Source organism: Ruegeria sp. CF1 (assembly GCF_056537445.1).
The window spans coordinates 284,759-309,465 of the sequence record NZ_JBQFRN010000002.1; the positions used below are offsets into that span (position 1 = coordinate 284,759).

General features: G+C 57.7%; 26 protein-coding genes and 1 other RNA gene. 9 read left to right on the plus strand and 18 right to left on the minus strand.

What is annotated here, in order from left to right; all coding sequences use genetic code 11:
- Position 1: 1 nt before the first annotated feature.
- The 7 genes from ACRZ96_RS06510 to ACRZ96_RS06540 form a co-directional block, all read right to left on the minus strand.
- Positions 2 to 670 (minus strand): nitroreductase, encoded by a 669-nt coding sequence (locus ACRZ96_RS06510; protein WP_480771942.1) that lies wholly within the window; start codon positions 668 to 670, stop codon positions 2 to 4.
- Between the two features lie 63 nt (positions 671 to 733).
- Positions 734 to 1,825, minus strand: a complete 1,092-nt coding sequence (locus ACRZ96_RS06515; RefSeq protein ID WP_170392249.1) for a TFIIB-type zinc finger domain-containing protein — start codon at positions 1,823 to 1,825, stop codon at positions 734 to 736.
- A 35-nt stretch (positions 1,826 to 1,860) separates the two neighbouring features.
- Entirely contained in the window at positions 1,861 to 3,009 is a 1,149-nt protein-coding gene (locus ACRZ96_RS06520; RefSeq protein ID WP_170563990.1) for an SPFH domain-containing protein, read from the minus strand.
- 22 nt (positions 3,010 to 3,031) lie between these two features.
- A complete protein-coding gene (locus ACRZ96_RS06525; RefSeq protein WP_480567273.1) occupies positions 3,032 to 4,003 on the minus strand; it encodes a DUF2927 domain-containing protein in 972 nt (323 codons plus the stop codon).
- Positions 4,003 to 5,193, minus strand: coding sequence for a toxic anion resistance protein (locus ACRZ96_RS06530; protein WP_170392243.1), 1,191 nt, complete (start codon positions 5,191 to 5,193; stop codon positions 4,003 to 4,005). The genes ACRZ96_RS06525 and ACRZ96_RS06530 overlap by 1 nt, the downstream gene beginning before the upstream one ends.
- A gap of 29 nt (positions 5,194 to 5,222) precedes the next feature.
- Positions 5,223 to 6,137: a 5-bromo-4-chloroindolyl phosphate hydrolysis family protein gene (locus ACRZ96_RS06535; protein ID WP_223116816.1), complete on the minus strand. Its 915-nt coding sequence runs from the start codon at positions 6,135 to 6,137 to the stop codon at positions 5,223 to 5,225.
- Positions 6,138 to 6,312: 175 nt separating this feature from the next.
- A complete protein-coding gene (locus tag ACRZ96_RS06540) occupies positions 6,313 to 7,128 on the minus strand; it encodes a pseudouridine synthase (protein WP_480814335.1) in 816 nt (271 codons plus the stop codon).
- Between the two features lie 61 nt (positions 7,129 to 7,189).
- Between ACRZ96_RS06540 and ACRZ96_RS06545 the strand changes: the two genes are divergently transcribed.
- Entirely contained in the window at positions 7,190 to 7,642 is a 453-nt protein-coding gene (locus tag ACRZ96_RS06545; RefSeq protein ID WP_480814336.1) for a nucleoside deaminase, read from the plus strand.
- Here ACRZ96_RS06545 and ACRZ96_RS06550 read toward each other — a convergent pair.
- Together ACRZ96_RS06550 and ACRZ96_RS06555 are read right to left on the minus strand one after the other, a co-directional pair.
- Complete coding sequence (locus ACRZ96_RS06550; protein ID WP_480814337.1) at positions 7,639 to 8,805, minus strand: M24 family metallopeptidase; 1,167 nt, start codon at positions 8,803 to 8,805, stop codon at positions 7,639 to 7,641. The genes ACRZ96_RS06545 and ACRZ96_RS06550 overlap by 4 nt on opposite strands.
- Positions 8,805 to 9,497, minus strand: a complete 693-nt coding sequence (locus ACRZ96_RS06555) for a metal-dependent hydrolase (RefSeq protein ID WP_480706797.1) — start codon at positions 9,495 to 9,497, stop codon at positions 8,805 to 8,807. The genes ACRZ96_RS06550 and ACRZ96_RS06555 overlap by 1 nt, the downstream gene beginning before the upstream one ends.
- Before the next feature lie 57 nt (positions 9,498 to 9,554).
- Between ACRZ96_RS06555 and ACRZ96_RS06560 the strand changes: the two genes are divergently transcribed.
- Positions 9,555 to 10,238, plus strand: coding sequence for a ceramidase domain-containing protein (locus tag ACRZ96_RS06560; protein ID WP_170563970.1), 684 nt, complete (start codon positions 9,555 to 9,557; stop codon positions 10,236 to 10,238).
- A 30-nt stretch (positions 10,239 to 10,268) separates the two neighbouring features.
- Here the strand turns inward: ACRZ96_RS06560 and ACRZ96_RS06565 are convergent, their stop codons facing one another.
- Positions 10,269 to 10,832 (minus strand): DUF4202 domain-containing protein, encoded by a 564-nt coding sequence (locus tag ACRZ96_RS06565; protein ID WP_170401613.1) that lies wholly within the window; start codon positions 10,830 to 10,832, stop codon positions 10,269 to 10,271.
- Positions 10,833 to 10,986: 154 nt separating this feature from the next.
- Positions 10,987 to 11,145: a hypothetical protein gene (locus ACRZ96_RS06570; RefSeq protein WP_170401611.1), complete on the minus strand. Its 159-nt coding sequence runs from the start codon at positions 11,143 to 11,145 to the stop codon at positions 10,987 to 10,989.
- A 224-nt stretch (positions 11,146 to 11,369) separates the two neighbouring features.
- On the opposite strand from ACRZ96_RS06570, the gene gatC reads away from it, so the two are divergent.
- The 5 genes from gatC to rnpB all read left to right on the plus strand — a co-directional run bounded on the left by gatC (position 11,370) and on the right by rnpB (position 15,067).
- Positions 11,370 to 11,657 carry an Asp-tRNA(Asn)/Glu-tRNA(Gln) amidotransferase subunit GatC gene (gatC, locus tag ACRZ96_RS06575; RefSeq protein WP_170392224.1) on the plus strand — a complete coding sequence of 96 codons (288 nt, stop codon included), beginning with the start codon at positions 11,370 to 11,372 and terminating at the stop codon, positions 11,655 to 11,657.
- Between the two features lie 3 nt (positions 11,658 to 11,660).
- Entirely contained in the window at positions 11,661 to 13,148 is a 1,488-nt protein-coding gene (gatA, locus tag ACRZ96_RS06580) for an Asp-tRNA(Asn)/Glu-tRNA(Gln) amidotransferase subunit GatA (RefSeq protein ID WP_170563967.1), read from the plus strand.
- Positions 13,149 to 13,189: 41 nt separating this feature from the next.
- Positions 13,190 to 13,894, plus strand: a complete 705-nt coding sequence (locus tag ACRZ96_RS06585; RefSeq protein ID WP_480706794.1) for a hypothetical protein — start codon at positions 13,190 to 13,192, stop codon at positions 13,892 to 13,894.
- Positions 13,878 to 14,549 (plus strand): N-acetylmuramoyl-L-alanine amidase, encoded by a 672-nt coding sequence (locus ACRZ96_RS06590; protein WP_480706792.1) that lies wholly within the window; start codon positions 13,878 to 13,880, stop codon positions 14,547 to 14,549. The genes ACRZ96_RS06585 and ACRZ96_RS06590 overlap by 17 nt, the downstream gene beginning before the upstream one ends.
- Before the next feature lie 124 nt (positions 14,550 to 14,673).
- Positions 14,674 to 15,067: RNase P RNA component class A (rnpB, locus tag ACRZ96_RS06595), an RNA gene on the plus strand.
- Positions 15,068 to 15,073: 6 nt separating this feature from the next.
- Here the strand turns inward: rnpB and ACRZ96_RS06600 are convergent.
- Positions 15,074 to 15,406: a GYD domain-containing protein gene (locus ACRZ96_RS06600; protein ID WP_170732963.1), complete on the minus strand. Its 333-nt coding sequence runs from the start codon at positions 15,404 to 15,406 to the stop codon at positions 15,074 to 15,076.
- Positions 15,407 to 15,786: 380 nt separating this feature from the next.
- On the opposite strand from ACRZ96_RS06600, the gene rpmG reads away from it, so the two are divergent.
- On the plus strand, positions 15,787 to 15,954 hold the full coding sequence (rpmG, locus tag ACRZ96_RS06605; protein ID WP_010441901.1) for a 50S ribosomal protein L33: 168 nt from the start codon (positions 15,787 to 15,789) through the stop codon (positions 15,952 to 15,954).
- Between the two features lie 207 nt (positions 15,955 to 16,161).
- Complete coding sequence (locus tag ACRZ96_RS06610; protein ID WP_480814338.1) at positions 16,162 to 16,668, plus strand: membrane lipoprotein lipid attachment site-containing protein; 507 nt, start codon at positions 16,162 to 16,164, stop codon at positions 16,666 to 16,668.
- 294 nt (positions 16,669 to 16,962) lie between these two features.
- Here ACRZ96_RS06610 and ACRZ96_RS06615 read toward each other — a convergent pair whose 3' ends face one another.
- Genes ACRZ96_RS06615 through ACRZ96_RS06640 form a run of 6 tightly spaced genes read right to left on the minus strand, consistent with a single transcriptional unit; the run spans position 16,963 to position 24,200 of the window.
- Complete coding sequence (locus ACRZ96_RS06615; protein ID WP_480814339.1) at positions 16,963 to 18,018, minus strand: ABC transporter ATP-binding protein; 1,056 nt, start codon at positions 18,016 to 18,018, stop codon at positions 16,963 to 16,965.
- Positions 18,018 to 19,265 carry an MGH1-like glycoside hydrolase domain-containing protein gene (locus ACRZ96_RS06620; protein WP_480706788.1) on the minus strand — a complete coding sequence of 416 codons (1,248 nt, stop codon included), beginning with the start codon at positions 19,263 to 19,265 and terminating at the stop codon, positions 18,018 to 18,020. The genes ACRZ96_RS06615 and ACRZ96_RS06620 overlap by 1 nt, the downstream gene beginning before the upstream one ends.
- A gap of 5 nt (positions 19,266 to 19,270) precedes the next feature.
- Positions 19,271 to 20,479 (minus strand): carbohydrate ABC transporter permease, encoded by a 1,209-nt coding sequence (locus ACRZ96_RS06625; RefSeq protein WP_480814340.1) that lies wholly within the window; start codon positions 20,477 to 20,479, stop codon positions 19,271 to 19,273.
- Positions 20,479 to 21,711 carry a carbohydrate ABC transporter permease gene (locus ACRZ96_RS06630; RefSeq protein ID WP_170512378.1) on the minus strand — a complete coding sequence of 411 codons (1,233 nt, stop codon included), beginning with the start codon at positions 21,709 to 21,711 and terminating at the stop codon, positions 20,479 to 20,481. Before ACRZ96_RS06630 ends, ACRZ96_RS06625 begins: the two co-directional genes overlap by 1 nt.
- Before the next feature lie 57 nt (positions 21,712 to 21,768).
- Positions 21,769 to 23,124 carry an extracellular solute-binding protein gene (locus ACRZ96_RS06635; protein WP_170625244.1) on the minus strand — a complete coding sequence of 452 codons (1,356 nt, stop codon included), beginning with the start codon at positions 23,122 to 23,124 and terminating at the stop codon, positions 21,769 to 21,771.
- Positions 23,121 to 24,200, minus strand: coding sequence for a LacI family DNA-binding transcriptional regulator (locus ACRZ96_RS06640; protein WP_480814341.1), 1,080 nt, complete (start codon positions 24,198 to 24,200; stop codon positions 23,121 to 23,123). Before ACRZ96_RS06640 ends, ACRZ96_RS06635 begins: the two co-directional genes overlap by 4 nt.
- Between the last annotated feature and the right edge of the window lie 507 nt (positions 24,201 to 24,707).

The following is a 24,707-nucleotide window of genomic DNA, read 5'->3' on the forward strand; positions in this document are numbered from 1 at the left end:
GCTATTCGTGCCAATCGATCACTTCATCCAGCGCGGCACGTTCCGTTCTGAACGCGTTCGCCGGGTGATCCATATCCGCATATCCGAACGAAATCGCGCACAGAATCAAGCGATCTTCTGATATCCCGAAGTAACGGTGAAGAAATGCGCCATGGGCCGCTACCGCTGCCTGCGGGATACAAGCCACACCAAGGGCCTGCGCCGCCAGTGAAAATGCGGTCACGAAGCCACCACAATCCATCGCGCCGTAAGGGCCCAGTTCAGCCGGGCTGGACAGTATGGCGCAATGCGGGGCGCCGAACAGAGCGTAGTTCTCCATCATCTGTTGCGCCGAAGCCCTGCGATCACCTTTTTCGATACCAACCGCTTTGTAGAGGGCCCAGCCACAGGCGCGACGGCGCTCTTGATAAACACCGGAATAGCCGGTTGGAAAGGGTAGGTCCGGAGCAGGCGCAACGTGCGAAGCTTCGTGTTGCAACGCGTCCCGAAACTGGTCTGTCTCGGCCCCGCTGGTGATCACGATCTGCCAGGGTTGCGCGTTGCACCAGCTTGGAACACGCGCAGCACTGGCGACGATCTCTTCAATCTGTTCGCGCGGCACCAGGTCCGTGCGAAAGGCACGGCAAGAAAAACGATCGGCCAAGAGCGCGTTCAGAGCGTCAAGGTGCAATTCAACATCTCCTTTCAGGCATGCCGAGGAGTAGGTTCCATGAGCGTGCTCTGCTTATCAGCTTTATTGCTGTCCAGTTGCCACCAGATACCCGACGCCGGCCGCAACGAGAAGGCCCAGAACCACGGCGATCGTTATCTTGATTGCGGACCAGGGACGCTCACCCTGAACGCGGCCAGTCCGGCCATTGACCACAAAACGATAGGTCTGGCCGCGGTATTTGTAGGCCGCCATCCAAACCGGCAAGAGGATGTGTTTGAATGTGACATCTCGCACTTCGGTGTCGACAGCGTGAATGCGCTGACGATCGCCTCCGATATCAAACCGCACGTCACGCTCGATCACCCGTGCCATATGTGCGCGGGCCTCTTGATAACCTTCTCGCAGTTCGACCGTGTAAGCCTCGGCGCGGAAACCGGCCAGATATTCCGGCTGATACGGTTCAAGCGCAGGCAAGTCCCATGGTTCCAGCGCGTCCGTATAGGATTTGGGCAGCGATTGAGACGCCAAAACCAGAACATCGTCAAAGAACCGTGCGACCCGTCCGGATTTTGGAGTCCAGCGTACTTTGGGAACCTGTTGCTGCACGCGCTTTCCATCGCGCATCACAGTGCGAGTTTCGTAATACACCACACCGCGTTCCCCACGATAACTCGACTTGGTATCAGCGTCGAAGGTCCAATACGGGACATAAATGCCCTGCATCTTGCGTCCCTTTCGGGCGTATTCCTTCAACCCGTTGGGTGCAAACCACAGTCGGCCCAGCCAATCCCCCATTGCCTTGTGGGCCGAGCGTTCATCCAGTGCAAAGGGCAACACTCCGCGGGGTTTGATATGGCGGCTAACGCCTGTATCGGTCACTACCGGAGTGGCACAGAACGGGCACTCCGCAGCATGGGTGTTCGGATCAAACTCAACCTGAGCCGCGCAGTTCGGACAGGTCAGAACACGGGTTTCTTCAATCTCGCTGTCAGGCAAGCGATCCGCGATGGCGGCGTCGAAATCCAGCTCTCGCAGACTTGCACCACCCCATGGGCCAGCACCGATCGTTCTGGTGTTGCCACAATGATCGCAAGTCAGCGTTCCGTCACCGGGATTGAACCGATAATCCGCCCCGCATTGGTCGCAGGGGAAACGGTGTTCGTCTTTCGCCATGACAGAACCTCGAAATCAGGTTACCAAATGTCAGATCACGCGCCCGGAGGCGGCGGAGGCAGGATCGTGAACAGCTGTGCCAGTTCCTGCACGTCGCCTGCCTTCTTCCAACCGTCCTGTCCGGCGGTCCAAACGTGGGTCTCGCGCGTTATCTCACCATCGGTCGCCATTCGGCCCATCTTGGCCTTGGAAAACGGCCCGCTGGTCTGACCATCCACTGCGATATGCCATACATGCTCGACGGGCGGAGGGGGCGGGGGTGCCGCAGGCGCCGAGGCCTGCGGGGCAGCGGGGGCGGAACCGCCCCAAGGGCCGCTTGGTTGACCCGCTGCCATGTTCGACATCTGCTGTGCCATCGCCATACCCATTCCCATGCCAAGACCGGCGCCCATGCCGCCGCCCTGACCGGGATTGTTGGCCGCTGCGGTCATCGCTTCAGCTGCGGAATACTGCGTGAACTTGCCCAGATCGCCCGCCAACCCCATCGATGTGCGCTTGTCCAGCGCGGCCTCGACCGCTGGTGGCAGCGAGATGTTCTCGATGTAGAACTCGGGCATGCTCAAACCATACCCGTCCAGCACCGGCGACACCTCGGCGGCAATCAGTTTGCCCAGATCGGCAGTGTTCGCCGCCATATCGAGAACTGGAATGCCCGAGCCTGCGATGACGCGGCTGAATTCCTGCACGATGATGTTTCTGATCTGAAAGCTGATCTCGTCCATGGTGAATTCACCATCGGTGCCTACGATCTCTACTAGGAATTTCGCCGGGTCCTTGACCCGCACTGTATAGGTGCCGAAGGCCCGGATGCGTGTTGGTCCAAACTCGGGATCGCGCAGCATGATCGGGTTCTTGGTGCCCCATTTCAGGTCATTGAACCGGGTCGTGTTAACGAAGTAAATTTCAGACTTGAACGGAGACTGAAAGCCGTGATCCCAATGCTGCAGCGTCGTCATGATCGGCATGTTGTTTGTCTCAAGCATGTAGAGACCTGGGGTGAAGACATCCGCCAACTGCCCCTCATGCACAAAGACCGCCGCTTGACCTTCGCGCACGGTCAGCTTGGCGCCGTATTTGATCTCGTGTCCTTCACGCTCGAACCGCCAGACCATGGTGTCGCGCGTATCGTCGACCCAGTGGATGACATCTATGAATTCACCGGTCAGAAAATCAAAAATTCCCATTGGATTTCTCCTGTCTTCGGGGTCAGAGCGACTGCCCCATCAATTCGCGTGCAATGATACGGACCACTGGCCGCGCTTCGTCAGCTGTCATGCCAGGCTTGAGGCGCGGGTCGTATAGAATGGTTAGTAGTTTTTCATCATGGCTTGTGAGCAGGGCGAACTCGTCGTCATCGTTGAAGATTGATGGCCGGGCAGACGGGCTGTCATTCGGCAGCCCCAATCCCTGAGCGATCTCTTCGTGGACGCAACTCAGGCGCACCAGATCGGGATGTTCCGCCCGGATCAAGGCAACAGCCCGGGTATATGTCTGTGGCGCGCTGTTCGACGCCGAAGCGAATACAAAGCAATAGAAAGAGCGTGGCAGTTTGTCGAAGAGGTCAAGTTGTGCCTGCCCTATGCCCGGGATCAGTTGTCGCAGCCGGGCTTGCACATAAGCGGTATCATCTTCACCCGCCACGAATACGTGGAAATTTGCATTCCGGGTGGTGGTTGAGACCGGGTGTCCAGTGAGCCGCGACAAGCGGTTGGCGTAGGCGTCAATTCGGGCGGTCTCTTGCTGGCGGACTTCAGGTGCAACCGATGGACCAAACTCGGGCTTTATGCGAACCGGCGAAGACCAGCGACTAAGCTGTCGGCTGGTGCGACTGCTGCCGCTGGCAACGGCTTGCCCCGGATATTCATTATAAAACGCTATGGTCTCAAAGTTCCGAGCCAGATCATCGGCATCATAGGGCGTATCAGGGCCACCGCCATCGGTTCTCAGCAACCCGCGCGTCAGCAAGTTGTTTTGTACGCTTTCATAGTATCGCGCGAGATCAAGGCTCGCTGGTGAGGGCGCTTGATATGCATTGCTCAGGCCTTGCGGCTGGGCAGGTTGAGGTTCAGGAGCGATCGTCGTCGTCAATGTCTCATCGCAGCCAGCAAATGCCAGCAGCGACAAGCCCAATACTGCAATCTTAGCGCGATGAAATGGCCGCACGCCCGCTGTTTCCATTATCCGGGAACAGCCGTTCCGGCATTGTCGCCGATCCCGTCCTGTCGCGCCTTGGCCGAGGCGAGCGTATCGCGCAATTCGGCCTCCATCTTCTTCAGTTCTTCCTCGGCTGCGGCGCGTTTGGCCTTGCCTTCGTCTGCAATGGCGAGGCTTTCGTTGATGGTACCGATCAGGTCTGCATTGGCTTGTTTGACGGCTTCGATATCGAAGACGCCACGCTCCATCTCTTCGCGGATCATTTTGTTGGATTCGCGCAAGTTGGCGGCGTTCGAGGTCAGCAATTCATTGGTCAGATCATTGGCATCACGTACGGCAGCGGCGGCCTCGGCACTGCGCTGTATGGTGACAGCTTGTGCCAGCTGGGTTTCCCAGAGCGGTACTGTGTTGACGAGGGTCGAGTTGATCTTGGTCACCAGCGACTTGTCATTTTCCTGCACCAGACGGATGGAGGGCAGCGATTGCATCGTCACCTGACGGGTAAGCTTCAGGTCGTGGACCCGGCGTTCCAGATCATCGCGCGCGGCACGCAAGTCGCGCAATTCCTGCGCTTTCATCACCTGTTGGTCTTCGGGCGCGGCCTGAACCTCGGCCTCTTTTTCAGGAATGTCGTGGCTGTCCAGCTCGGTCAGCTTCTCCTCTCCCGCTGCGATGTACAGTGCAAGTTCGTCGTAGAACTCCAGCGTTTTTTCGTACAGCAGATCCAAAGACTTGATATCTTTCAGCAGTGTATGCTCATGCCCCAGAAGATCATCAGTGATCCGGTCGATCTGGCTTTGAACGTCTTCATACTGCGCTGTGAACTTGGCAAAGGGCGCGGCGCGGCCCAGTAGTTTTTCCCACCAGCTACGCTCGCGACGTACATCCAGTTCGCTGACTGAGAATCCGCGGATCGTTGTTACGATGTTGCGAAGGCTGTCACCGGCCGGGCCCACATCCTTGTTGCGGACATCGGCCAGCATCGCCTGACTGATCTCTTGCAATTCTGCCTGTGCTGAAGACCCAAAGGACACGATCGAGTTTGTGTCGCCCATGTCGATCTCGCCCATCCGCTTGCGGATCTCGGCACCAACCGGTTCGTCGGCCTCTTCCAGCGGGACAATCTCGGCCTGCGGCTCGGGGAGAGCGACGGCGGTGACTTCCTGCACCAGCGTTTCAGCCTCGACTGCCTTGTTCTTGATCTCATCGGACATGGGGTAATCCTCGCTTACATAAAAGCCGGTCAGTCCAACCGGACGCCTTCGCGCTGCAGCCTGTCGCGCAGCACATCAATTTCAACCGTCAGATCACTGCGGTCATCCAATAGCATCTTTCGCGTCCGCGCCGCGAAATTCTGTTCAAGATCGTCCAGCAACGCCGAATAGTCCGCCAGCGCCTGCGCATCACGCGTCCGTGCATAGACGTCCGAAAACTTCACCGTCGCATCGCGCGCGCCCTGCAAATAAACCGTCAGGTATTTTCGGGCACTAGCCAGATCGCGCGGGTCTTCCTCGACCGTGCGAAACAGATCGCGGGCTGTATCCTGAAAGCGTTCGACCCGCGCTTCGATCCGGCGGTCACCTGCGCGTTTTATTGCATCTGTCATTTGGGTCAGATGGGTTTCGGCGTCCTCGACCACGCGTGCGACACGGTCCTGCTGGAAGGTGTCGACACCCTCCATTCCTTTGTCCTTCATTGGGTCGAGGCCGAAGGAAACCGAATGTAGAACCGTTGCAGCGGCGCCAAACAGGATGGGGGCCAGCAGGCTTACCTGTGATGCTGTTTCGGCGTCCAGAAATTCGGTCCGGTATGAGGCTAGCGCCGCCCCCAAACCGGTCAGGACGCTGGAAAATATCTTGCGGGGAAACGCAGGTCTGCGTGCGGTGCGGCGGGCGTTGTAAGCGGATTCGGCCCTTAAACCTTCGCGCAGCAGAAACGCGGCAGCGGTCAGTAGCCCTGCCGCAACCAGGCCTATGGTCATTCCGATCGCGCCATCGTTCAGAGACAGAAACACCAGTGGTATCGCCGGGACAAACAGGATGTTCGCGCGTGCACCTGCCGGTTCGACACGGGCACCATCGAATTGGCCACGCGATGGCTGATCCTGCGAGGAAACATCGCCTTCTGGGCTGAATTTGCCGCCGTACCGTTTGGCCATTTCGCTACAGGCCCCCCAACAGACCGGTGCAGACGCCGAACAACAGCACCAACAGGGCCGCATAGGCCAATTTTTGTACTCCGGTCCCGGACATGGCGCCCCCCAACTGTGACCATCAGGGAAAATTTAGGCGATACGAGGGCTTGGCGCTAGGGGGAAGGTTGAATAACCCGCGTCACTTGCGAGGTTTCTTGCCGATTGCTGGTCTTTTGCGCTGCGGTCGAGCATGGCGTTTGGCCGGGGGTATTCCGCTATCCTCAGCATCCAGCCCCAGTTGGTCGCGCATGACACGGCGGCGGATTTCTTCAACCTCGCCGGGTTTCAGGTTGCCCAGTTGGAATGGGCCGTAAGAAACCCGCAAAAGCCTGTTCACCACATAACCGATATCTTCGATAGCGCGGCGGATTTCGCGATTTTTGCCTTCGCGCAGGCCGATGGTCAGCCAAGCGTTCGCGCCCTGTTGCCGGTCCAGTGTCACGGTCATGGGCTGAAACCGCTCACCATCGATTACCAGGCCTTTGCGCAGCGGTTCGAAATCTTCGTCTTTGGGGCGTCCATTTACCCGCACCCGGTATTTGCGTAGCCATCCAGTTGAGGGCAGTTCCAGCTTGCGCTTGATGCCGCCATCATTAGTCAGCAGCAGCAATCCTTCCGAGTTCAGATCGAGTCGCCCGACGCTCATGACCCGGGGCATATCCTCGGGCAGGTCGTCAAAAATCGTCTTGCGGCCTTTTTCGTCACGCGCCGTCGTCACCAGTCCCGGTGGCTTGTGATAGAGCCACAGGCGTGATGGCTCGGGTTCGGAGACCGGTTTGCCATCGACGGTAATCCTGTCCTTGGCGGTTACGTTCAGCGCAGGGCTGTTGATCGCCTTGCCATTCACGGTCACACGTCCGGCTTCGATCATGCGTTCAGCTTCGCGGCGCGAGGCGACACCGGCGCGGGCTAGCACTTTGGCGATCCGGTCGCCGGGAGGAGGGGTATTGGTCATCCTCCGGCCATAACCCATCCCGGCGGCTTGCGAAAGACGGGTTTCTGAGGCAGTCAGAGGCATGAAGTTCAGATCCCACATGAAACAGGCGCTGGAACAGGCACAGGCGGCAGCAGACCGAGGTGAAGTGCCGGTCGGCGCGGTGATCGTCGCGCCCGACGGGCAGGTGTTGGCCGCAGATGGGAACCGCACCCGCGAGTTGAATGACCCCACTGCCCATGCTGAGATTCTGGCTCTGCGCGCCGCATGTGCCGCGGCCGGGTCCGAGCGTTTACCCGATCATGATCTTTACGTAACCCTTGAGCCTTGTGCCATGTGCGCCGCAGCGCTGGCCGCAGCCCGCATCCGGCGCATCTACTACGGCGCTTCCGATCCGAAATCTGGCGGTGTCGCGCATGGCGCGCGGGTGTTTTCGCACCCACAGGCCCACCATCGACCCGAAGTCTATGACGGCATTGCCGCCGAAGAGGCTGCCGCGCTGCTGAAACGCTTCTTCGCGACGCAGCGCGGTTAAGTTTTTACGACCATCTCACGTGGGATATCAGCCAGAGGCTTGCCCCCATCTGACGTCACCACAAAGCTTTCGGTAATCGCCAGTCCCCAGTCTGGGGTCCAGAGGCCGGGCATTAGGTGAAAGGTCATATTCTCTTGCAATTCCGTCGTGTCACCGGGTCGCAGGCTCATGGTGCGCTCGCCCCAGTCGGGCGGATAGCTGAGCCCGATGGGATAGCCGGTGCGGTTGGCTTTGACATACCCCGCGCGGGCGAAACTGTCATAGACACAAGCCGCGACCTCTTCGCAGGTGATGCCAGGGCGTGCGGCGGTCATTGTGTCGTCGATAGCGATTAGAACGGCGGCTTCGGCCCGGCGGATATCATCCGGGGGATCACCCAGAAACAGGCTGCGACTGGCGGGGCAGTGATAGCGTCGATAGCAGCCGGAGATTTCGAAATAGGTCGCCTCATCCCGCGCCAGAGGTCGGTCGTTCCAAGTAATGTGCGAGGCAGAAGCCTCACGACCGGAGGGTGCAATCGGCACGATAGCAGGGTAATCTCCGGCTAGGCCGGGCAGTCCGGCGATGCCTGCCGCCTGCACTTCGGCGACAAGTTGGTTTTTGGGCATTCCTTCCTGATATGCATCACGCAGAACACCGTGCATATGTGCGGTCAGCTGACCCGCCTTGCGCATCATTGCGATCTCGGCATCGCTTTTGACAGCACGCTTCCAATTCACAAGCCCTGTGGCATCAATCAATGCACCGAAGGCGCGTTCGAGGATGCGGTGACTGGTGGCTGAGTAATAATAGTTATCCATCTCCACGCCGATACCAGAGGTCCAGCCGCGATCCCGCAACGCAAGGACAAGGGCGTCAACCGGATGGTGGTCCGGGTGTTGCACATGCTCTTCAGGCCAGTCCAGCAGGTCCATCTGGTCCAGCCAGGTGGTCTGCGCAGCCCCCGCTTGGTCCTGCGTTCTGCCCCACCAAAGAGGCGATCCGCTGGCGGGCAGGATGACCATCTGCGGTACGTAAAAGCTCCAACCGTCATAACCGGTGAGCCACGCCATGTTCGATGGGTCCGTGATCAACAAGGTCTCGATACCCTGTTGATCCATCGCAGAACGGGTCTTGTGAATGCGGTCAGCGTATTCCTGCGCGCTGAAATCCGACGCGGGCATTAGAGAGAAATCGCCTGCATGACCTCGGGCTCGATTACATCGACACCGGGTAACCCGTCAGCCAATTCCTGAGCCGATTGCGCGAGAATCGGAAAGGTCTTGTAATGGCACGGGATCACTGTCTTGAAATTGAAATACCGCTTGGCAGCATAGGCAGTGCCCTTCATGTCCATGGTAAAGTGGCCGCCTGCCGAAAGGATGCCGATATCGGGTTTGTAATAATCACCCATCCACTCCATGTCGGCCATAATGTCGGTATCGCCAGAGAAATAGAGCATACGGTCCTCGGACGCGATCATATAGCCGACCTCGGTTCCACCCGTGCGAAGACCATCAGGCGTCGAGAAGGTCGAGCTGTGCGAGGCAGGCACCATCGTTAATTTGACACCGTTTAAGTCAACAGTGCCACCTTTGTTGAATCCGACCGTTTCAATACCTTCAGCCTCGGCCCAGTAGCCCATCAGGTCGTATTGCCCGACCACGGGCACGTTTAGATGTTTGGCCAGCGGCAGCACATCGACGACATGATCGAAATGAGTATGAGTCAGCAGGATATGCGTCGCGCCCGCAACGGCTGCGTCATGCTGATCTTCGCGCAAAGACGGGTTGCCCGTCAGCCAGGGATCGATCAATAGAACTTGTCCTGCTGTTTCGATGCGAAAGCTGCCATGTCCCAGCCAAATGATATCCATAGAGAATCCTCCCATTTTCTGCTTGGAGTTAGCCTAGCATCGGCTATGTAAAAATCTATGGATTGGACGCAGTATGTTGATGGATATTGTGAGCGGCTCTCGCCCGCGTATTGGGCCGAGCCGATAAACGCGATTACCAATGCGGCCTTTCTTATTGCTGCATTTGTGATGTGGCAAAGGGCGCGCGGGCAGGGCGCACCGTTGGCGATGGCTTTGGTTGTCATATTGGCGATGATCGGAATTGGCAGCTATCTGTTCCATACCCATGCGCAGGTTTGGGCGGCGATCTTGGATGTGACGCCAATTCTGCTGTACATCCTCGTCTACATCTACGCGGTGAATCGCGATGTCTGGCGGCTGAGCAACAGATACGCGCTGGGTTTGACCGCGATGTTCTTTCCGTACGTGGCGCTGACGATCCCGCTATTCCAGTTGGTGCCTGGCCTTGGTGGCTCGGCGGCATACGCCCCAGTTCCTCTATTGATTCTGATTTATGCGGTCCTGTTGCGCCGGAAAGCCCCGGACACTGCGCGTGGGCTGACAATAGGAGCAACTGTCCTGATCACCTCGATCACCTTTCGATCACTGGACACTCCAATTTGCGGGTATCTGCCAACGGGGACGCATTTTATATGGCACATTCTGAATGCAGTTATGTTGGGCTGGATGATTGAGGTTTATCTGCGGGCGATCCGAAATCCACCTGCCGGAGCTGCGGTGGCTGCAGGATCAGGACATTGATCAGAACCACCTAAGCATCATCCTGATTGGTTAGTCCCTGAACGCAGCAGCCAAAGCCTCCGGCAGATCAAATTCAGCCAATACGCGCGCGCGGCCTTCGGCTGACATCTTGAAAGCCGTTTTTTCAACAATACGCTGGATTTTTTCGGCGGAGTGCTTGGCGGCAAAAGGTTCAAAGTACCATTTCAGAAAAACGAAACAGATCACGTCCTCAAGCGCCTGTACTTCGGCATTGCGCTTGATCCCCTGTTTGCGCAGCATTTGCCCGACGGCTTCTATATCGTCCGCACTATATTCAGCCTGTTCCATGAATCCTTGCACAACGTCAGCGTGATATACGCCTTGCGCCTTCCTCCAGGCCAGATACCCTGCACGTCCTTCGGGGTATTCAGTGCGCTTTAGCTTCCAGCGTTCGACATGCTGACCACGTGCGGCGATCTGTAAAGCATCCGACGCATCGGGAAATAGCCGATCCAGCTCTGCGCTCATGCGTTGGCCATAAAGCAGCTCGACCGGCTGGCCGTCCTCCATATTAGGGTCTTGCGCATTTGCTGCGTCAATTGCGTCCAGAACGGTTTGCTTGCGTGTGCTCATTCTCTGCTCCGTTAGCTCGCCTGCACTGCACCTGACGGGTGGTTCGGCGTTTGGTCCAAGACCATGCTAACGAGTTGTTGGAATGGGTGCAGCAGTCAATTGCAAAAAGCGCCGGATCGGGAGGGGGCGTACCGATCCGGCGCGCAGGTCAGGGTTATTTGCCTGCCTGGGTGTGGTCCCTCGTCACGGGCTCCGAAACAGGCGCGGGGAAGCTAAGGTTTCGGGTCAGATTGTTCATATCGATACCCAAAGCCAGGGCGGGCGAGGTCAGAACCAGAGCGGACAATATGAAGGCGGGAAGAAGGGTTTTCATGAGGTGTCTCCGATTTCTCGTTGCGTCACGATATTGAGGTGAACTGTTCGGTTCATTTTTTCAATGGCAAAACTGAACTAACCGGTTTACTTATTTGCATATCAGTCATTCAAATATGCATGGCAGCTGGCGATATTGGGTTTGAATCCCCGTCTGCCGCCTGTCGCTCTTGCGAGTGTTGCGGCAGGCAGGTAAACGCCCCCTAACGTAGATGAGGGTTTCCGATGTCGATTGACCAAAGCACCGCCGCCAAGGTGGCCAAACTGGCCCGGATCAAGGTCGAGGATGATGCGCTGCCTGCGCTGGCGTCCGAGTTCAACAATATCCTCGGGTTTATCGAGCAACTAAACGAAGTGGATGTCGAAGGCGTCGAGCCGATGGTCTCGGTTGAGCCGATGCGCCTGAAGCGTCGTCAGGACGTGGTCACCGATGGAAACCAGCAGGACAAAGTCCTATCCAACGCCCCCGATGCGCGCGAAGGGTTCTTCGCTGTTCCAAAAGTTGTGGAGTAAGTCATGAGCGAACTGAACAAATTGGGCCTGGCCGAGGCCCGCGACGCGCTGCGTGCCAAAGATGTCACATCCGTTGAACTGACCGAGGCTTGCCTCAAGGCCATTGACGAAGCCGACGCGCTGAACGCGTTTGTCCACAAGACGCCCGAGATCGCGTTGGAGCGCGCCAAGGCGGCGGATGAGCGGATCAAAGGCGGCGACGCGCCTTCGATGTGCGGCCTGCCGATCGGTATCAAGGACCTGTTTTGCACTAAGGGCGTGCCCTCGCAAGCGGCCTCGAAAATTCTCGAGGGGTTCAAGCCCGAATACGAATCCACCGTGTCGCAACAATTGGCGGATGCTGGTGCTGTGATGCTGGGCAAGCTGAACATGGACGAGTTCGCGATGGGCTCGTCTAATGAAACATCCGTTTACGGCAATGCGGTCAGCCCGTGGCGGCGCGGCAATGACGATGCACAGCTGACACCCGGCGGCTCGTCCGGTGGCTCAGCCTCGGCTGTCTCGGCTGACCTGTGTCTGGCCGCGACCGGTACCGATACCGGCGGTTCGATCCGCCAGCCTGCTGCTTTTGTCGGTATCACCGGCATCAAGCCAACCTATGGTCGTTGCTCGCGCTGGGGCATTGTGGCCTTCGCCTCTTCTCTGGATCAGGCCGGTCCGATGACCAAGAACGTCCGTGACGCAGCGATCATGCTGGAAACCATGTGCGGTCATGACCCCAAGGATTCCACCAGCGCCGAGCTGGCCGTGCCAAATTTCGAGGCGATGCTGACCGGCGATATCAAAGGCAAGAAAATCGGTATCCCGAAGGAATACCGCATGGACGGCATGCCTGCCGAGATTGAAAAGCTTTGGGCCGATGGCACCGCTATGCTGAAAGACGCGGGCGCCGAAATCGTCGATATCTCGCTGCCGCATACTAAATACGCGCTGCCTGCCTATTACGTGATTGCTCCTGCCGAGGCGTCGTCGAACCTCGCCCGCTATGACGGTGTCCGGTATGGCCGCCGAGCGCAGTTGGCTCAGGGCGATGGCATCACCGAGATGTACGAAAAAACCCGCGCCGAAGGCTTCGGCCATGAGGTCCAGCGCCGGGTGATGATCGGCACCTACGTTCTGTCTGCAGGCTTCTATGACGCCTACTACAACCGCGCCCGCAAGGTCCGTACCCTGATCAAGAAGGACTTCGAAGATGTCTTTGCTGCAGGCGTTGATGCGATCCTGACCCCGGCAACGCCGTCGGCCTCGTTCGGTCTGGGCGAGATGACCGAGGCTGATCCTGTTCAGATGTACCTGAACGATGTGTTCACCGTGACAGTGAACCTCGCTGGCCTGCCCGGTATTTCGGTGCCTGCTGGTCTGGACAAACAGGGCCTTCCGTTGGGTCTGCAGCTGATCGGCCGTCCGTGGGAGGAAGGCGATCTGCTCAACACCGCCTACGCGCTAGAGAGTGCGGCTGGGTTTGTGGCCAAGCCCGGAAAATGGTGGTAATCCTCAATCCTGACACGGCAATAAAGAACCGGAGCAGCCAAATGCGCAAATTGCTTCTGATCCCGGCCCTTGGGCTGATCGCGGCATGTGATACCGTTACCCCTGTTTCGGGTACCGGTTTCAATACGCCGGAATATCAGGCGCAGCGCGAGGCCGAACTGGCCGGGCAGGGTCTTGCCGGTAATCCGCTTGCACCACCCGAGGCGGTTTCCGAACAGCCGCTCTCGGCGCAGGGGGCTGTTGGTGCCGTACCAACAGGCGACGCCTCTGACATCGCCAACCAGACGGCCATTGCCTTGGCGAATACGTCGGGTCAAGAGACGCGCGTCGCGCCTCTGACTGCAACAAACAACCCAAGTATCTCTGATGAGCAGGATTTTGAGGCTGTCTCAAACCGTCGCAGTATCGATGCCGACGCTGCTCGTATCGAACAGAATCGGCAGTCTTACGAGGTCGTCGCCCCTACTGCCGTGCCCGAGCGCGGCTCTGACGGGCAACTCAATATCGTGCAATACGCCCTGAGCACTTCGAACCCCATCGGTACCCAGTTGTACAGCCGAGCCGGATTTAACCTGCAGGCCAAGGCACAGCGCAACTGCGCTCAGTTCGCATCTCCTGATCAGGCGCAGATTGAGTTTCTGTCGAATGGAGGCCCCCAGCGTGACCGCAAAGGGCTGGATCCGGACGGCGACGGTTACGCCTGCGGCTGGGACCCCAGCCCGTTCCGCAGTGCCGTCAACAACTAAGCTCTCCCCCATCTGGCACCCATCGCCCAATTTCGGCCCCCGCCGGGATGGGCTGTCACCCAAGCTGATCGTGCTGCACTACACTGCAATGGAGAGCGCTGCTGCCGCGCTTGAACGTCTCTGCGATCCGGGTCCCGAGGTCTCCGCCCACTACCTGATCGGTCGCGACGGTGCGCTCTGGCAGCTTGTCCGAGAGGAAGATCGCGCTTGGCACGCCGGGGCAGGGGAGTGGCAAGGGCAAGCCGACATAAACTCCCGCTCGATCGGGATCGAGCTGGACAATGGCGGAGATCACCCGTTTGCCGAACCCCAAATGCGTGTATTGGAACAGCTTTTGCCCGAACTCATGCAGCGTTGGACCATCGCGCCAGAGGGTGTGATCGGGCATTCCGACATGGCACCGGGCCGCAAGTCCGACCCCGGCCCTCGGTTCGACTGGCAAAGGCTGGAACACCAGCGCCTTGCCGCTCGGCGTGGTACTGCCCTCGAACCGAACGTCAACTTCCGCGAGCTGGCGCAGAACCGGGGCTACACAGCGACAAGCGAGGAGAAGACGCTCCTAAATTCCACACGCCTGCGCTATCGCCCGTGGGCCTCAGGCCCCTTGCACCCCGATGATCTCATAGCCCTCTGTCCGCTCCCAAAATCGACCTGATCCGCCCTTCATCTGGCCAAAAATATCTCGGGGATGAATTGGCCGTAGGCCAAGAAGGGGCTGGCCCCTTCACCACCCCAACCCCTCTTGACGCCATCACGCACAGAGCCTACCCAACCCACGCGCGGAGGGCCGGATGGCCGCTGGGGTCGTTAGGCCCGAGAGGAAAGTCCGGACTCCACAAGGCAACGGTGCCGGGTAACGCCCGGGCGGGGAAACCCGACGGAAAGCGCCACAGAAATCAGACCGCCACACACGTGTGGCAAGGGTGAAACGGTGGGGTAAGAGCCCACCGCGCCGCTGGCAACAGTGGCGGCACGGCAAGCCCCACCGGGAGCAATGCCGAATAGGGTCCCCGCGCGGGCCGGTCGGTGCAAACCGATACCGCCGCTAGGCACGCCTTGGCCGAGAGGGACCGGGTTGGCAGCTCGAGCCGCGCAGCAATGCACGGCCTAGAGGAATGGTCATCGAAGGGGGCAACCCTGGAACAGGATCCGGCTTACAGGCCCTCCGCGCATCTCCTGTTACCCGCCCGGAGGTGTGTAGGTGCCGCCAAGTGCTGCAGCTTTTTCGGCGACGGCAACAAATTCCTGCGCCGACCATGCGCGAACGGTCTCGATCCTCGAAACCGCACCCGTGCCCGCGACGGCCATGCCAATTGCCACAGCATCACTGCCTTCAGGCAGTTCGCTGATAACGACGACATCATTGCCTCCAGTGGTTATATAAAATGAGATCAGTCTGCCGCCTGCTTTCTCAAGCAAGACCTTGACGGGACCGGTGCGATCTTCCGGTTTTGCCAACATTCCTTTGACCCCATCTTGCGAATAAGACGCATAGGTAATGAAAACAGGCATATTTCTCTCCCTTGGTTGCAGTTTATTCGGAGCGCTAAAAGCGGCCGACTCCTTGGCCGTGTCGCGTGCAGGATTGCGCGCAAACCGGAAAAGACCCGGCCAAATAGACAGCCGGGCGTTGCTATAGTTGTGAGCGGTGTTGTCTGCCGGAATTTACATCCAGCCCGGTATTACCTAAGTCCGCAAAACGGGCTTCGAAGGTTCCGGCGACACTATCACAGAATCGTGAGCGTTCCAAATCGACTGCTCTTGAAGCCGTGTCAGGAATTGTTCCCCCAACGCGGCGAATCCGGTTGACTTGGGCGCATGAGCGGTTAAAAGCGCACGCTCATAAGGATTCAACCGAAAGGCCCCTGCCTTTTCGGACGCAGGAGATAACCATGGCGAAGCCGACGACAATCAAGATCCGTCTGAACTCGACCGCGGGCACGGGCCACTTCTACGTGACCAAGAAGAACGCGCGCACCATGACCGAGAAAATGACCATTCGTAAATACGATCCGGTCGCTCGGAAGCATGTCGAGTACAAAGAAGGCAAGATCAAGTAATCTGCCCTCTGACATACTTTTTGAAGAAGGACTCTGCCATGCAGGGTCCCTTTTTGTATTGTTTTGGGGTATCTCTTGGTCGGCCTAAACCAAGCAGGGGCGTTGCAGGGGCGCATCAGAGGTTTGGGTGTTCTGAATCTCAGCGGCTTGCTTTTTCTAATCCCCTGCCGCTACGCTTCAGCAACCCTTTCCAAAATGTTGACCGCCATGAAAAAAATCTTGTTGCCCGCTCTTGCTGTTCTGACATTGTCAGCCTGCGAAGACCCCTTTAACCGCGAAGGTGTTGGTTTCACCGGGATTGATGGTGAACCGCGCACAGTGTCGGATGTAAAAGGCGCCGTAGCCTTTTTGCCGCCAGAAACCAACATCCCGGCGGAACTGGCCAAGCTGCCAACGGTCCAGGTTACATCGGACACAGCCGAGCTTGAAAAGATCGCGGGTGTCGCAATCGATAATGGCGGTCGCTCAGATGCGAATTCAGTTCAGCTCACTGGCAGTGATACCAATCTGTACCTGAGCAATGTCAGTGTAAACGGTCAGTTGTTCGGTGTCCTGCGTACGGAAAACAACTCCACCAAAGTTGATACATCGGTGGGCTCGGCCTTTGGCGCTCAAACGGAACGCTTTACCGGATGCTTGCCCGCAGGTGATGTATACCGCAAGGGTTCGTCCGAGCGCAGTTCGGGTTTTGCAGTGCCGCTGAACTGCCGTTAATTTAGCTTACACAATCTAAGTAAAAGCCCCCGCCATTGGCGGGGGCTTTCTAGTTTCAGTGTTTCTGCAAGTCTTACGAGGCGCTGAGCAAGGGCCCAAACCCAGCAGCGGTCATTCAATCCATGTGACACACCGGACGATGATCACGCGAGTTCAGAGGCCCCCGCCATCCGTTGGCATCCAAGCAAGCGCTATGCGTGTTCTCTATTTCGCCTCACCGCCAAAGAATAGTCAGTGGTGAAACTCAGCCCCGATCAGCAGAACTGTTTAACCTCAACTGATAGGAAGCAACGTTCATTGTTCTACCAATGCCTGCCCATTCTCGTCAAAGAAATGAAGTTTGTCGGTGGGAAAATGCAGGCCGATCTTTGCCCCAGGCTTTAGAGCGGTGTCCCCATTCAGGCGCACGGTAACCTTCTCTTCGGCGCCGCAATCCACGATCAGGAAGGTATCTGCCCCCAGATACTCAATCACCTCGATGATGCCATCACATTGCCCATCGCCCGATGATACAACATCGATGTGTTCGGGGCGAATGCCGAGTTTGCTTGCTACACCCGAGCGCGCGAAGTCGCCGCCTCTGCCCTGTTCCAAAGTGTAGCCATCGTTCTGAGTCGTGCACGGCAATATGTTCATTTTGGGGCTGCCAATGAACTGTGCGACAAACAGGTTGGCAGGGCGTTCGTAAAGCTCGCGGGGTGTGCCGACTTGCGCGATCTTGCCGTACTCAAGCACGACGATGCGGTCGGCCAATGTCATCGCTTCAACCTGATCGTGCGTCACGTAGATCATAGTGCGCTTTAGGTTCTGATGAAGTTTCGCGATTTCGTAACGCATTTCGACACGAAGCGCTGCGTCAAGATTCGAAAGCGGTTCATCGAACAGAAACGCCGTCGGGTCGCGCACGATAGAACGACCAATGGCAACGCGCTGCCGCTGTCCACCGGACAGGTCCTTGGGGCGACGTTCCAGAAAAGGTCCCAGCTTGAGAACCTCGGCGGCTTTATTGACCTGCTCTGCTATCTCGGCCTTCGGAACACCCGCGACCTTAAGTGAGAACCCCATATTTTCGGCGACCGTCAGGTGGGGATAAAGCGCATAGGACTGGAACACCATCGTCAGACCCCGCTTGGAGGGTGGGTGATCCGTGACATCATTGCCGTTGATTAGTAGCGATCCGCGCGAGATATCTTCAAGCCCACCGATCATGCGAAGCAGGGTGGATTTTCCACAGCCCGACGGACCGACGAAGACGATGAATTCACCTTCATCAATCATTAGGTCAACGCCTTTGATGACCTGGGCCGAGCCAAACCACTTTTCGACGGATTTTAGTTCGATGCTGCCCATTAGTTCCTCCCTGCCCAATGCAGCCAAACCGCGGCTGTCCAGGTGAATGAATTCCCTCCGGCAGGGCTGCCGGTCAGAGGATCGTAGTATTCAGCGAAGCCGTTTGTTGCGATCAGCTGCGACGTTTTCTGGCGCAGTGCCTCGGCTTCTTCGAGGTGCCCCATATCCGCTAATCCAAACCCGATCAGCATATTCATGAACCCCCAAGTGGGACCCCTCCAGTACCTGCGTTGGTCGAAGTTGGGCATCGCGGGGTCATAGCTGGGAACTGGAAAGGGTACTTTTGCAAGCGTCGCCTGCAGGCGCTCCAGCATGTGCTGTGAATCAAGTCCCCCAAACCAGCAAAGATACGACGCGTTAGAGATGCTTCCGGCCCAATCACCAGTCAGCGCATCACGCGAGTCGAACGAGCTCAGCGTTTCGTTCCACAAAGATCGCGCGCCCGCTTCGAGCCTTTGAATGTCGCTACTTAGTCCATCCGCAGCAATTCCAAGCCTTTCGCTGATCTCCTGCAGATCGCGTGCGGCGCGCAGAGTGATAAATGTCATCGTCGGATCTGCGACTCGGAAGGGATTCAGGCTCAGCAACTTCTGTTGATCCCAGTCGGCCTGGCAGCCGATCTGAACCAATTTGATATAGCGGTCATAGTCGTATTTGGTCGGTCGGTCTGCACTGTTGACGTGGCTTGTATCACGGCGCTGGTAGTCTCCGACACCTGTAGGATCTACGCCCTCCATTGCTTTGTCCCAGTCCGGTGCATTGTCGCGACCAGCTTCCCACGGATGCGTGGTGCAGACCGCGCCGTGTTCGTCGAGTCGCCATCTCATGATCCAGCGATGCCACGCCAGCAGAGATGGGAAGAGCGCGCGAACGCGGTCCGCGCCTGCATTGCCATCTTTTTCCCAGATCTTCCGCGCCACAGTTGCAGCCACCGGGGGCTGAATGATGCCAGAGGACGGGATCGGCCCGTGGCCACCCCAGACATCCGGGCCGGGGTAATATCCGTCATCCTGTTTGTGAAACAGGATATGCGGCACCATTCCATCATCCCATTGGCCCGAGAACAGTGTTTCTAGTTCCACCCAGGCTCGATCAATGTCGAACTCGGCAAAACCAAGCGCCGCAATCGCGCTGTCCCAATTCCATTGATAGGGGTAAAGCCCTTCGGTCGGGATGGTGTAGCCGCCGCGATCATTGGCAACCAGAATGTTGCGCGCCTCGCGGTCGGGGTTTGTATGTTGGTTCATCTCAGTCATCCTTTGACGGACCCCGCAGTCAGGCCCTTAGTCATGAAACGTTCAAGTCCCAGGAACAGCGCCATGATCGGAACGGTGGCGATCACCGCACCGGCCATCAGATGCTGTCGGGGAATTTCCGAGGAGTTCAGCATCGTGACGCCTCGGGTCAGGGTAAATTTCGAAGGGTCGTCCAGCAGCATGAAGGCCAGCAGGAACTCGTTCCAAGCGATCATGAAGACGTAGAGCGAGACCGACGCCAGCGCAGGCAGGCTAAGCGGCAGCGTAATCTTCCAAATCACTGCCAGCCGCGAAAGCCCATCCATGAGACCGGCCTCTTCCACTTCCGTCGGCAAACCACGGAAATATCCTTGCAGCATGTACAGCGCGACTGGGATCGTCGTGACCGGGTAGATCATGACGATGCCAAGGATCGAGTTGCGCAAGCCAGTCAGCGAGAACGCGATATAGATCGGCAATGCCAGGACGATCATCGGCACCATGTAGATCAGCAGGATCGAGCGTGAGAACGCCTTTTGCCCCGAGAAACGGAACCGAGCTACCGCATAGGCTCCGGGGACGCTGAACAGCAGGGTGATAAAGACCGTCAGGACCGAGACGTAGAGCGAGGTCCAAAGATAGGTGCCGAAGTTGAAATCGCGAAACAGCTCGGTATAGCTGCGAAACAGAGCGGTGCCTTGTGATAGATCTACCGAGAAATCCAGCGGGTTCTGCAACAGGGCCTGTTGCGACTTCAGGCTGGTCATCACCATCACATAGAACGGAATGATCACGATCGCCGTGAAGAAGATATAGCCAAAGCCCGTGCAGAACCGGATCACGGCATCTTCGTACTCGTGGCGGGTGAGCCCGCCGAACGGTGTCTCTTTCAGGATTGCGGCAACGGATTGGTGCATCACGACCGCCATCGCCACGACGGTGACCAGTATTGCCTGCAGGGATGTGTCAGAGCCGATCAGGACAGGCCCGACTCCGGTCAGGCAAGACAGGCCTAACAAGGCGGATACACCCAGTCGGGCCGGTGCGCGTTGCGCCGGGAAGCGGACATACACCAGACCGGCAATAGCCCCCCATATCAAGCAGAGCAAGACCTGTGGCCGGAACGCAGCCCCGGTCGAGAATGACATGGTGATGGCGACAGTAGTGGCGATCACCACCAGCCAGAGCGCGCCTAGAATCGGGGCGGTTATATACCCTTTGCGCATCACAAACCCTCCTCACGGCTGATGAAGCGGAAGAAGACGAAGCTGAAGGCAATCAGGCACATCAGGATCACAACGGCCACCGCTGCGCCTGCGCCGATGTTCGAAACCGCAAAGGCCTGTTCATAGACATTTACGGTCAGAGTACGGGTGCCGGCATTGCCGCCGGTCAGCAGGAAGATGTCGTCGAACTTGTTGAACGTCCAAATGAAACGCAGCAGGAACAGTACCGACAGGATGCCCAGCAGTTGCGGGATGCTCAGCAGCCAGAACTTCTGGAATGGTGAGGCTCCATCCATATCCGCTGCTTCATACATGCTAGAGTCGATGGATTGCATCCTCGCCAGAATGAACAGGAAGGACAGCGGGAAATAGCGCCAGATCTCGAACACTGTGACCATGATCAGCGCCAAAGGGCGTTCCCCGAAGAAGTTGATCGGTTCACTGCTTAGTCCCATCTGCACCAACAATGCGTTGGCAGAACCTGAGAACGGGTCGAACAAGGTGACCCATGTGAAGGCCACAGCGATGACTGGCGCCACATAGGGGAACAGATAGAGGCCGCGTATGAACCCTTGCCCTTTGAAGCTTTTGTTCAGCAACAAGGCTGCAAACAGGCCCATCACCAAAGCTCCAATGGTGCCGACCACGGTGTAGAACAACGTGACCCACAGCACGCCCCAGAACTCGTCTCCATCAAAGACACGGGCGTAGTTTTCCAGACTGAATTCAAGGTTGGTCAGGACGCTGGGTCCGCTCCCGGTCACGCCGGGCTCTGATCCTTCGAGCAGCTCTTCGAAAGCGTCCGGATCTCCGTCCAAGGTGACCGGAATACGGATGCGTTCGCGTTGACCGCCTTCCAGTGTGCCGAAATCGCAGAACAGGTTTTGCCCGTCCAGAACACAGGGACTTGCAACTTCGCGCGCCGTAACGCCGTCCGGTAGAACATCTGTCAGGGTGACGCCGACAACGGCGATGTCCTGACTTGAGTTGCGGACGCGGTATTCAATCCGCAGATCCTCGCCAGATCCGCGCAAGCTTTCACGCACCACAGGTGCAGGCGGACGAAGGTCAGACAGGGTGAAGGGCTTGAAACTGATCCAAAAGATCGCCAGCAAGGGCAGGATCACCACAAGCGATACACTGATCACTGTCGGAGCCAGCAGCGTCCAGGCCAGACGCGCCTCGCGTTTGGCTAGCGCCCCGGTTCCGGTCGGTGGGGTGGCCGAAGACATGGGATACCTCGAAGGGTTGGGTGCAGCGGCGTAATCGCCGCTGCATGTGTCACTAGGTTACTGAACCTTCGCGAGCTCGTCGTTCATTGCGGCCACTGCAGCGGCGGCATCGATTTCATCGTCGATATATTGGCGCACGACCCGGTTAATTGCCTGGCTGTTGATCATTTTGGACGCCAAAGCCAGCTGGCCTTCAGCAACGCCCCAGCGCTGCGCCACGTCCAGACCGCCGACGATCTCATCGATCATCGCCTGATCATACAGCTCGCCCAACGGGGCTTTGCGGTCCACGCCAACAGGCAGCTCTGCCCATGCTTCCGAGAACGCGGTCGGGTTGTCAGCATTACCGCGACGGACCGGGAACTTGCCCTCGGGTGCGATGGCCAGTGTTTGAGTATAGCCGTCGTCCATGGCGAATTTCACGAACTCCATTGCCGCGTCGGTGTCAGCGTCGTTGGTGATGCCAAAGTAACGAACGTCACCCCAAGCCGCGCCATCCGGGTTCGATGGGCCCGAGAAGTTAGTGACGATACCGGTCTTCGAGGCCAGATCGCGCGAGGTCGGATCATCGTTGATCGTCGGCGGGGCGCTGTCGCGCAGACCGGCCAGTTCGTCAAGGATGAAGGGCGACCAGATGATCATCGCTGCTTTGCCATCAAAATACAGCTCGCGCGATTGTTTCCAGAATAGCTCACCCGGGGGCGAGGCTTTCGAGATCGCCTTGTAGAAATCCAATACCTCAATGGTCTTGGCTTCATCCAGCGGTTGGAAGCCGTCCGCGCCAACAGGGGTCACGCCATTGGCGAGGAACACATGCTCCAAAACCTGACTCATGAAGTTTTCATCAACTTTGGTTGCAGCAACGAAACCGTACATCTCGGGCGGGTTGTGCAACTGCTCCAGCGCAGCGACGACGTTGGCGAATGAGTTCGGGGCCTCAAGGCCAGCTTCATCAAACAGGTCTTTGCGGTAGACAACCATTTGAGTCCATCCATCGACCGGTACCGACGCGGTTTCGTCGTTGAACGCCGCCATACCAAGCGCGCCGGGGGCGAAGGTGTCGGCGCCCAGTTCTTCGATCACTTCGGTGGCGGCTTCGGTGTCCAAAATGCCCGCTTCAGCCCATGGCAGGGCATATTGCAGCGGATGATAGACCACATCTGGCAGGTCTCCGGCGGCAAATGCTGCTGTGGCGCGTGTACCCAGATCACTTTCGGTGACCGGGATAACCTCGACCGTGGTGCCGGTTTCAGCCTTGAACTGGTCAGCCATTTCCTGTTGCTTGGCCAGCCGCTCGGGCTGTTCTTCGGTGGTCCAGAAGCGGATCGTATCCGCCTGAGCGGACATCGCCGCCAATACTAGCGCAAGCGATGTTCCAAGCATCATTCGCGATGCTACAGGTGCAAGTTTCATAGTCGGTTTCCTCCCCGGTTATGATCTTTTGAAAGTTGAATTTTTCGGGCCAGTTCCTCGGCTGTAACGCTTGGTGGCCCGTCGGAATTGCGTTCGATCAGAACGGCCTCACTAATCTCACGCAGATCTGTCGGTGCTTCACCGCGAGTCTGGCTGATCAGCATCGTCGCAAGGCGTTCTCCGGCCCGCTTAGAATCGACGCTGAACGTGGTTAGACCAGGGCTGACATATTGGCATTCAGGGATGCCGTCATATCCCAGAATTGATACATCTTGCCCGACCTCGAGGCCCAGTTCTGCACAGACCGAGTAACACCCCAGCGCAGCCAGATCCGTTGCAAACACTATTGCAGTAGGTGGGTGATTCAGCGTCAAAAGCGCGCGTGCCTCAACCGCACCCTCCTCACGCGTACGAGCACCTTCCCGGATCAACTCGTGATCGGCAAGCAAGCCCGCGATCTTGAGACCTTCGAGATAACCGTCACGGCGCAGATGGCTGTAGTTGAATTTCGGATCGCTACCGACATAGCCGATGCGCGTATGGCCAAAATCAACGAGCCGACCGACCGCATCACGGGTTGCAGATTCACCCGAAATGTCGAACCAGGATGTCTCATCCTGCCAGTCCGCTTGCCCATACCCCGTGCGGCCATACATGATGAAGGGAACCTTCAACTCTTGCAGGTATTTCACCCTCGCATCGTCGACCTCGGTCCGGGGCAGAATGAATCCATCGGCTTTGCGCTCTTCGACAAGCCGCCCCAATACATCAAGCATATCTTTTTCGGACTTCGCCGTAGAAATCGTCATCGTCCAGTCGGATGCGCTCGCCGCTTCGCATGCTCCGGCCAGAAAATCCTGAAGAAATGGGTTATGCCGGTCTGGTTCTTCGCTGTTGATGACCATGGCAATAGCGCGCACCCGCCCGGTTCGTATCGCCTGCGCATGGCTGAGTGGGCGATAGCCCATCTTTCGCGCCGTGGTTTCAACGCGCTTTCTCGTGGATTCCGAGATGTCGGAATATCCATTCAGGGCGCGGGACACCGTGCTCTTAGAAAGCCCAAGATGATCGGCCAATTGATCCAGTTTTACCCTGCCGGGGCCAGAATGACTCCGGGGGCGAGACTGCGGTTGCTGGAGACTTGGATTCGTCATCATTCTTCTATTTGTTTTCTCCGAAACCGGTTTCGGCAATCAAAATTATGAAATTCTTTGATTGGATCGACCAGGTACACGAACGTTCCAATGGCGAAAGGCGCTGATGAACGCATATGCAAACTTGCAAACGCGGCTTTCAGAGTGGTGCAAATTAGGGTTGCGCCGACATGGTTGACTGCCGACTGCTACAGTAACTGCAGGCTGATCATTGTTCGCGGAGCTTTGATGGGAATCGGTGAATTGAGCATGAGGACTATGCGTAAATACGGGCGACTATCCGGCTATGAGGGCGTGTAAAATTTGTGGAGGAAAAAGAATCTGGTCGGAACATCATGCGAATTCACCAAGGCTTGGTATTGGCTTTTGAAGAGCAACATAAAAAAAGCCCCGCTTAGCGAAGTGCCAAGCGGGGCTTTCTGTATTCTG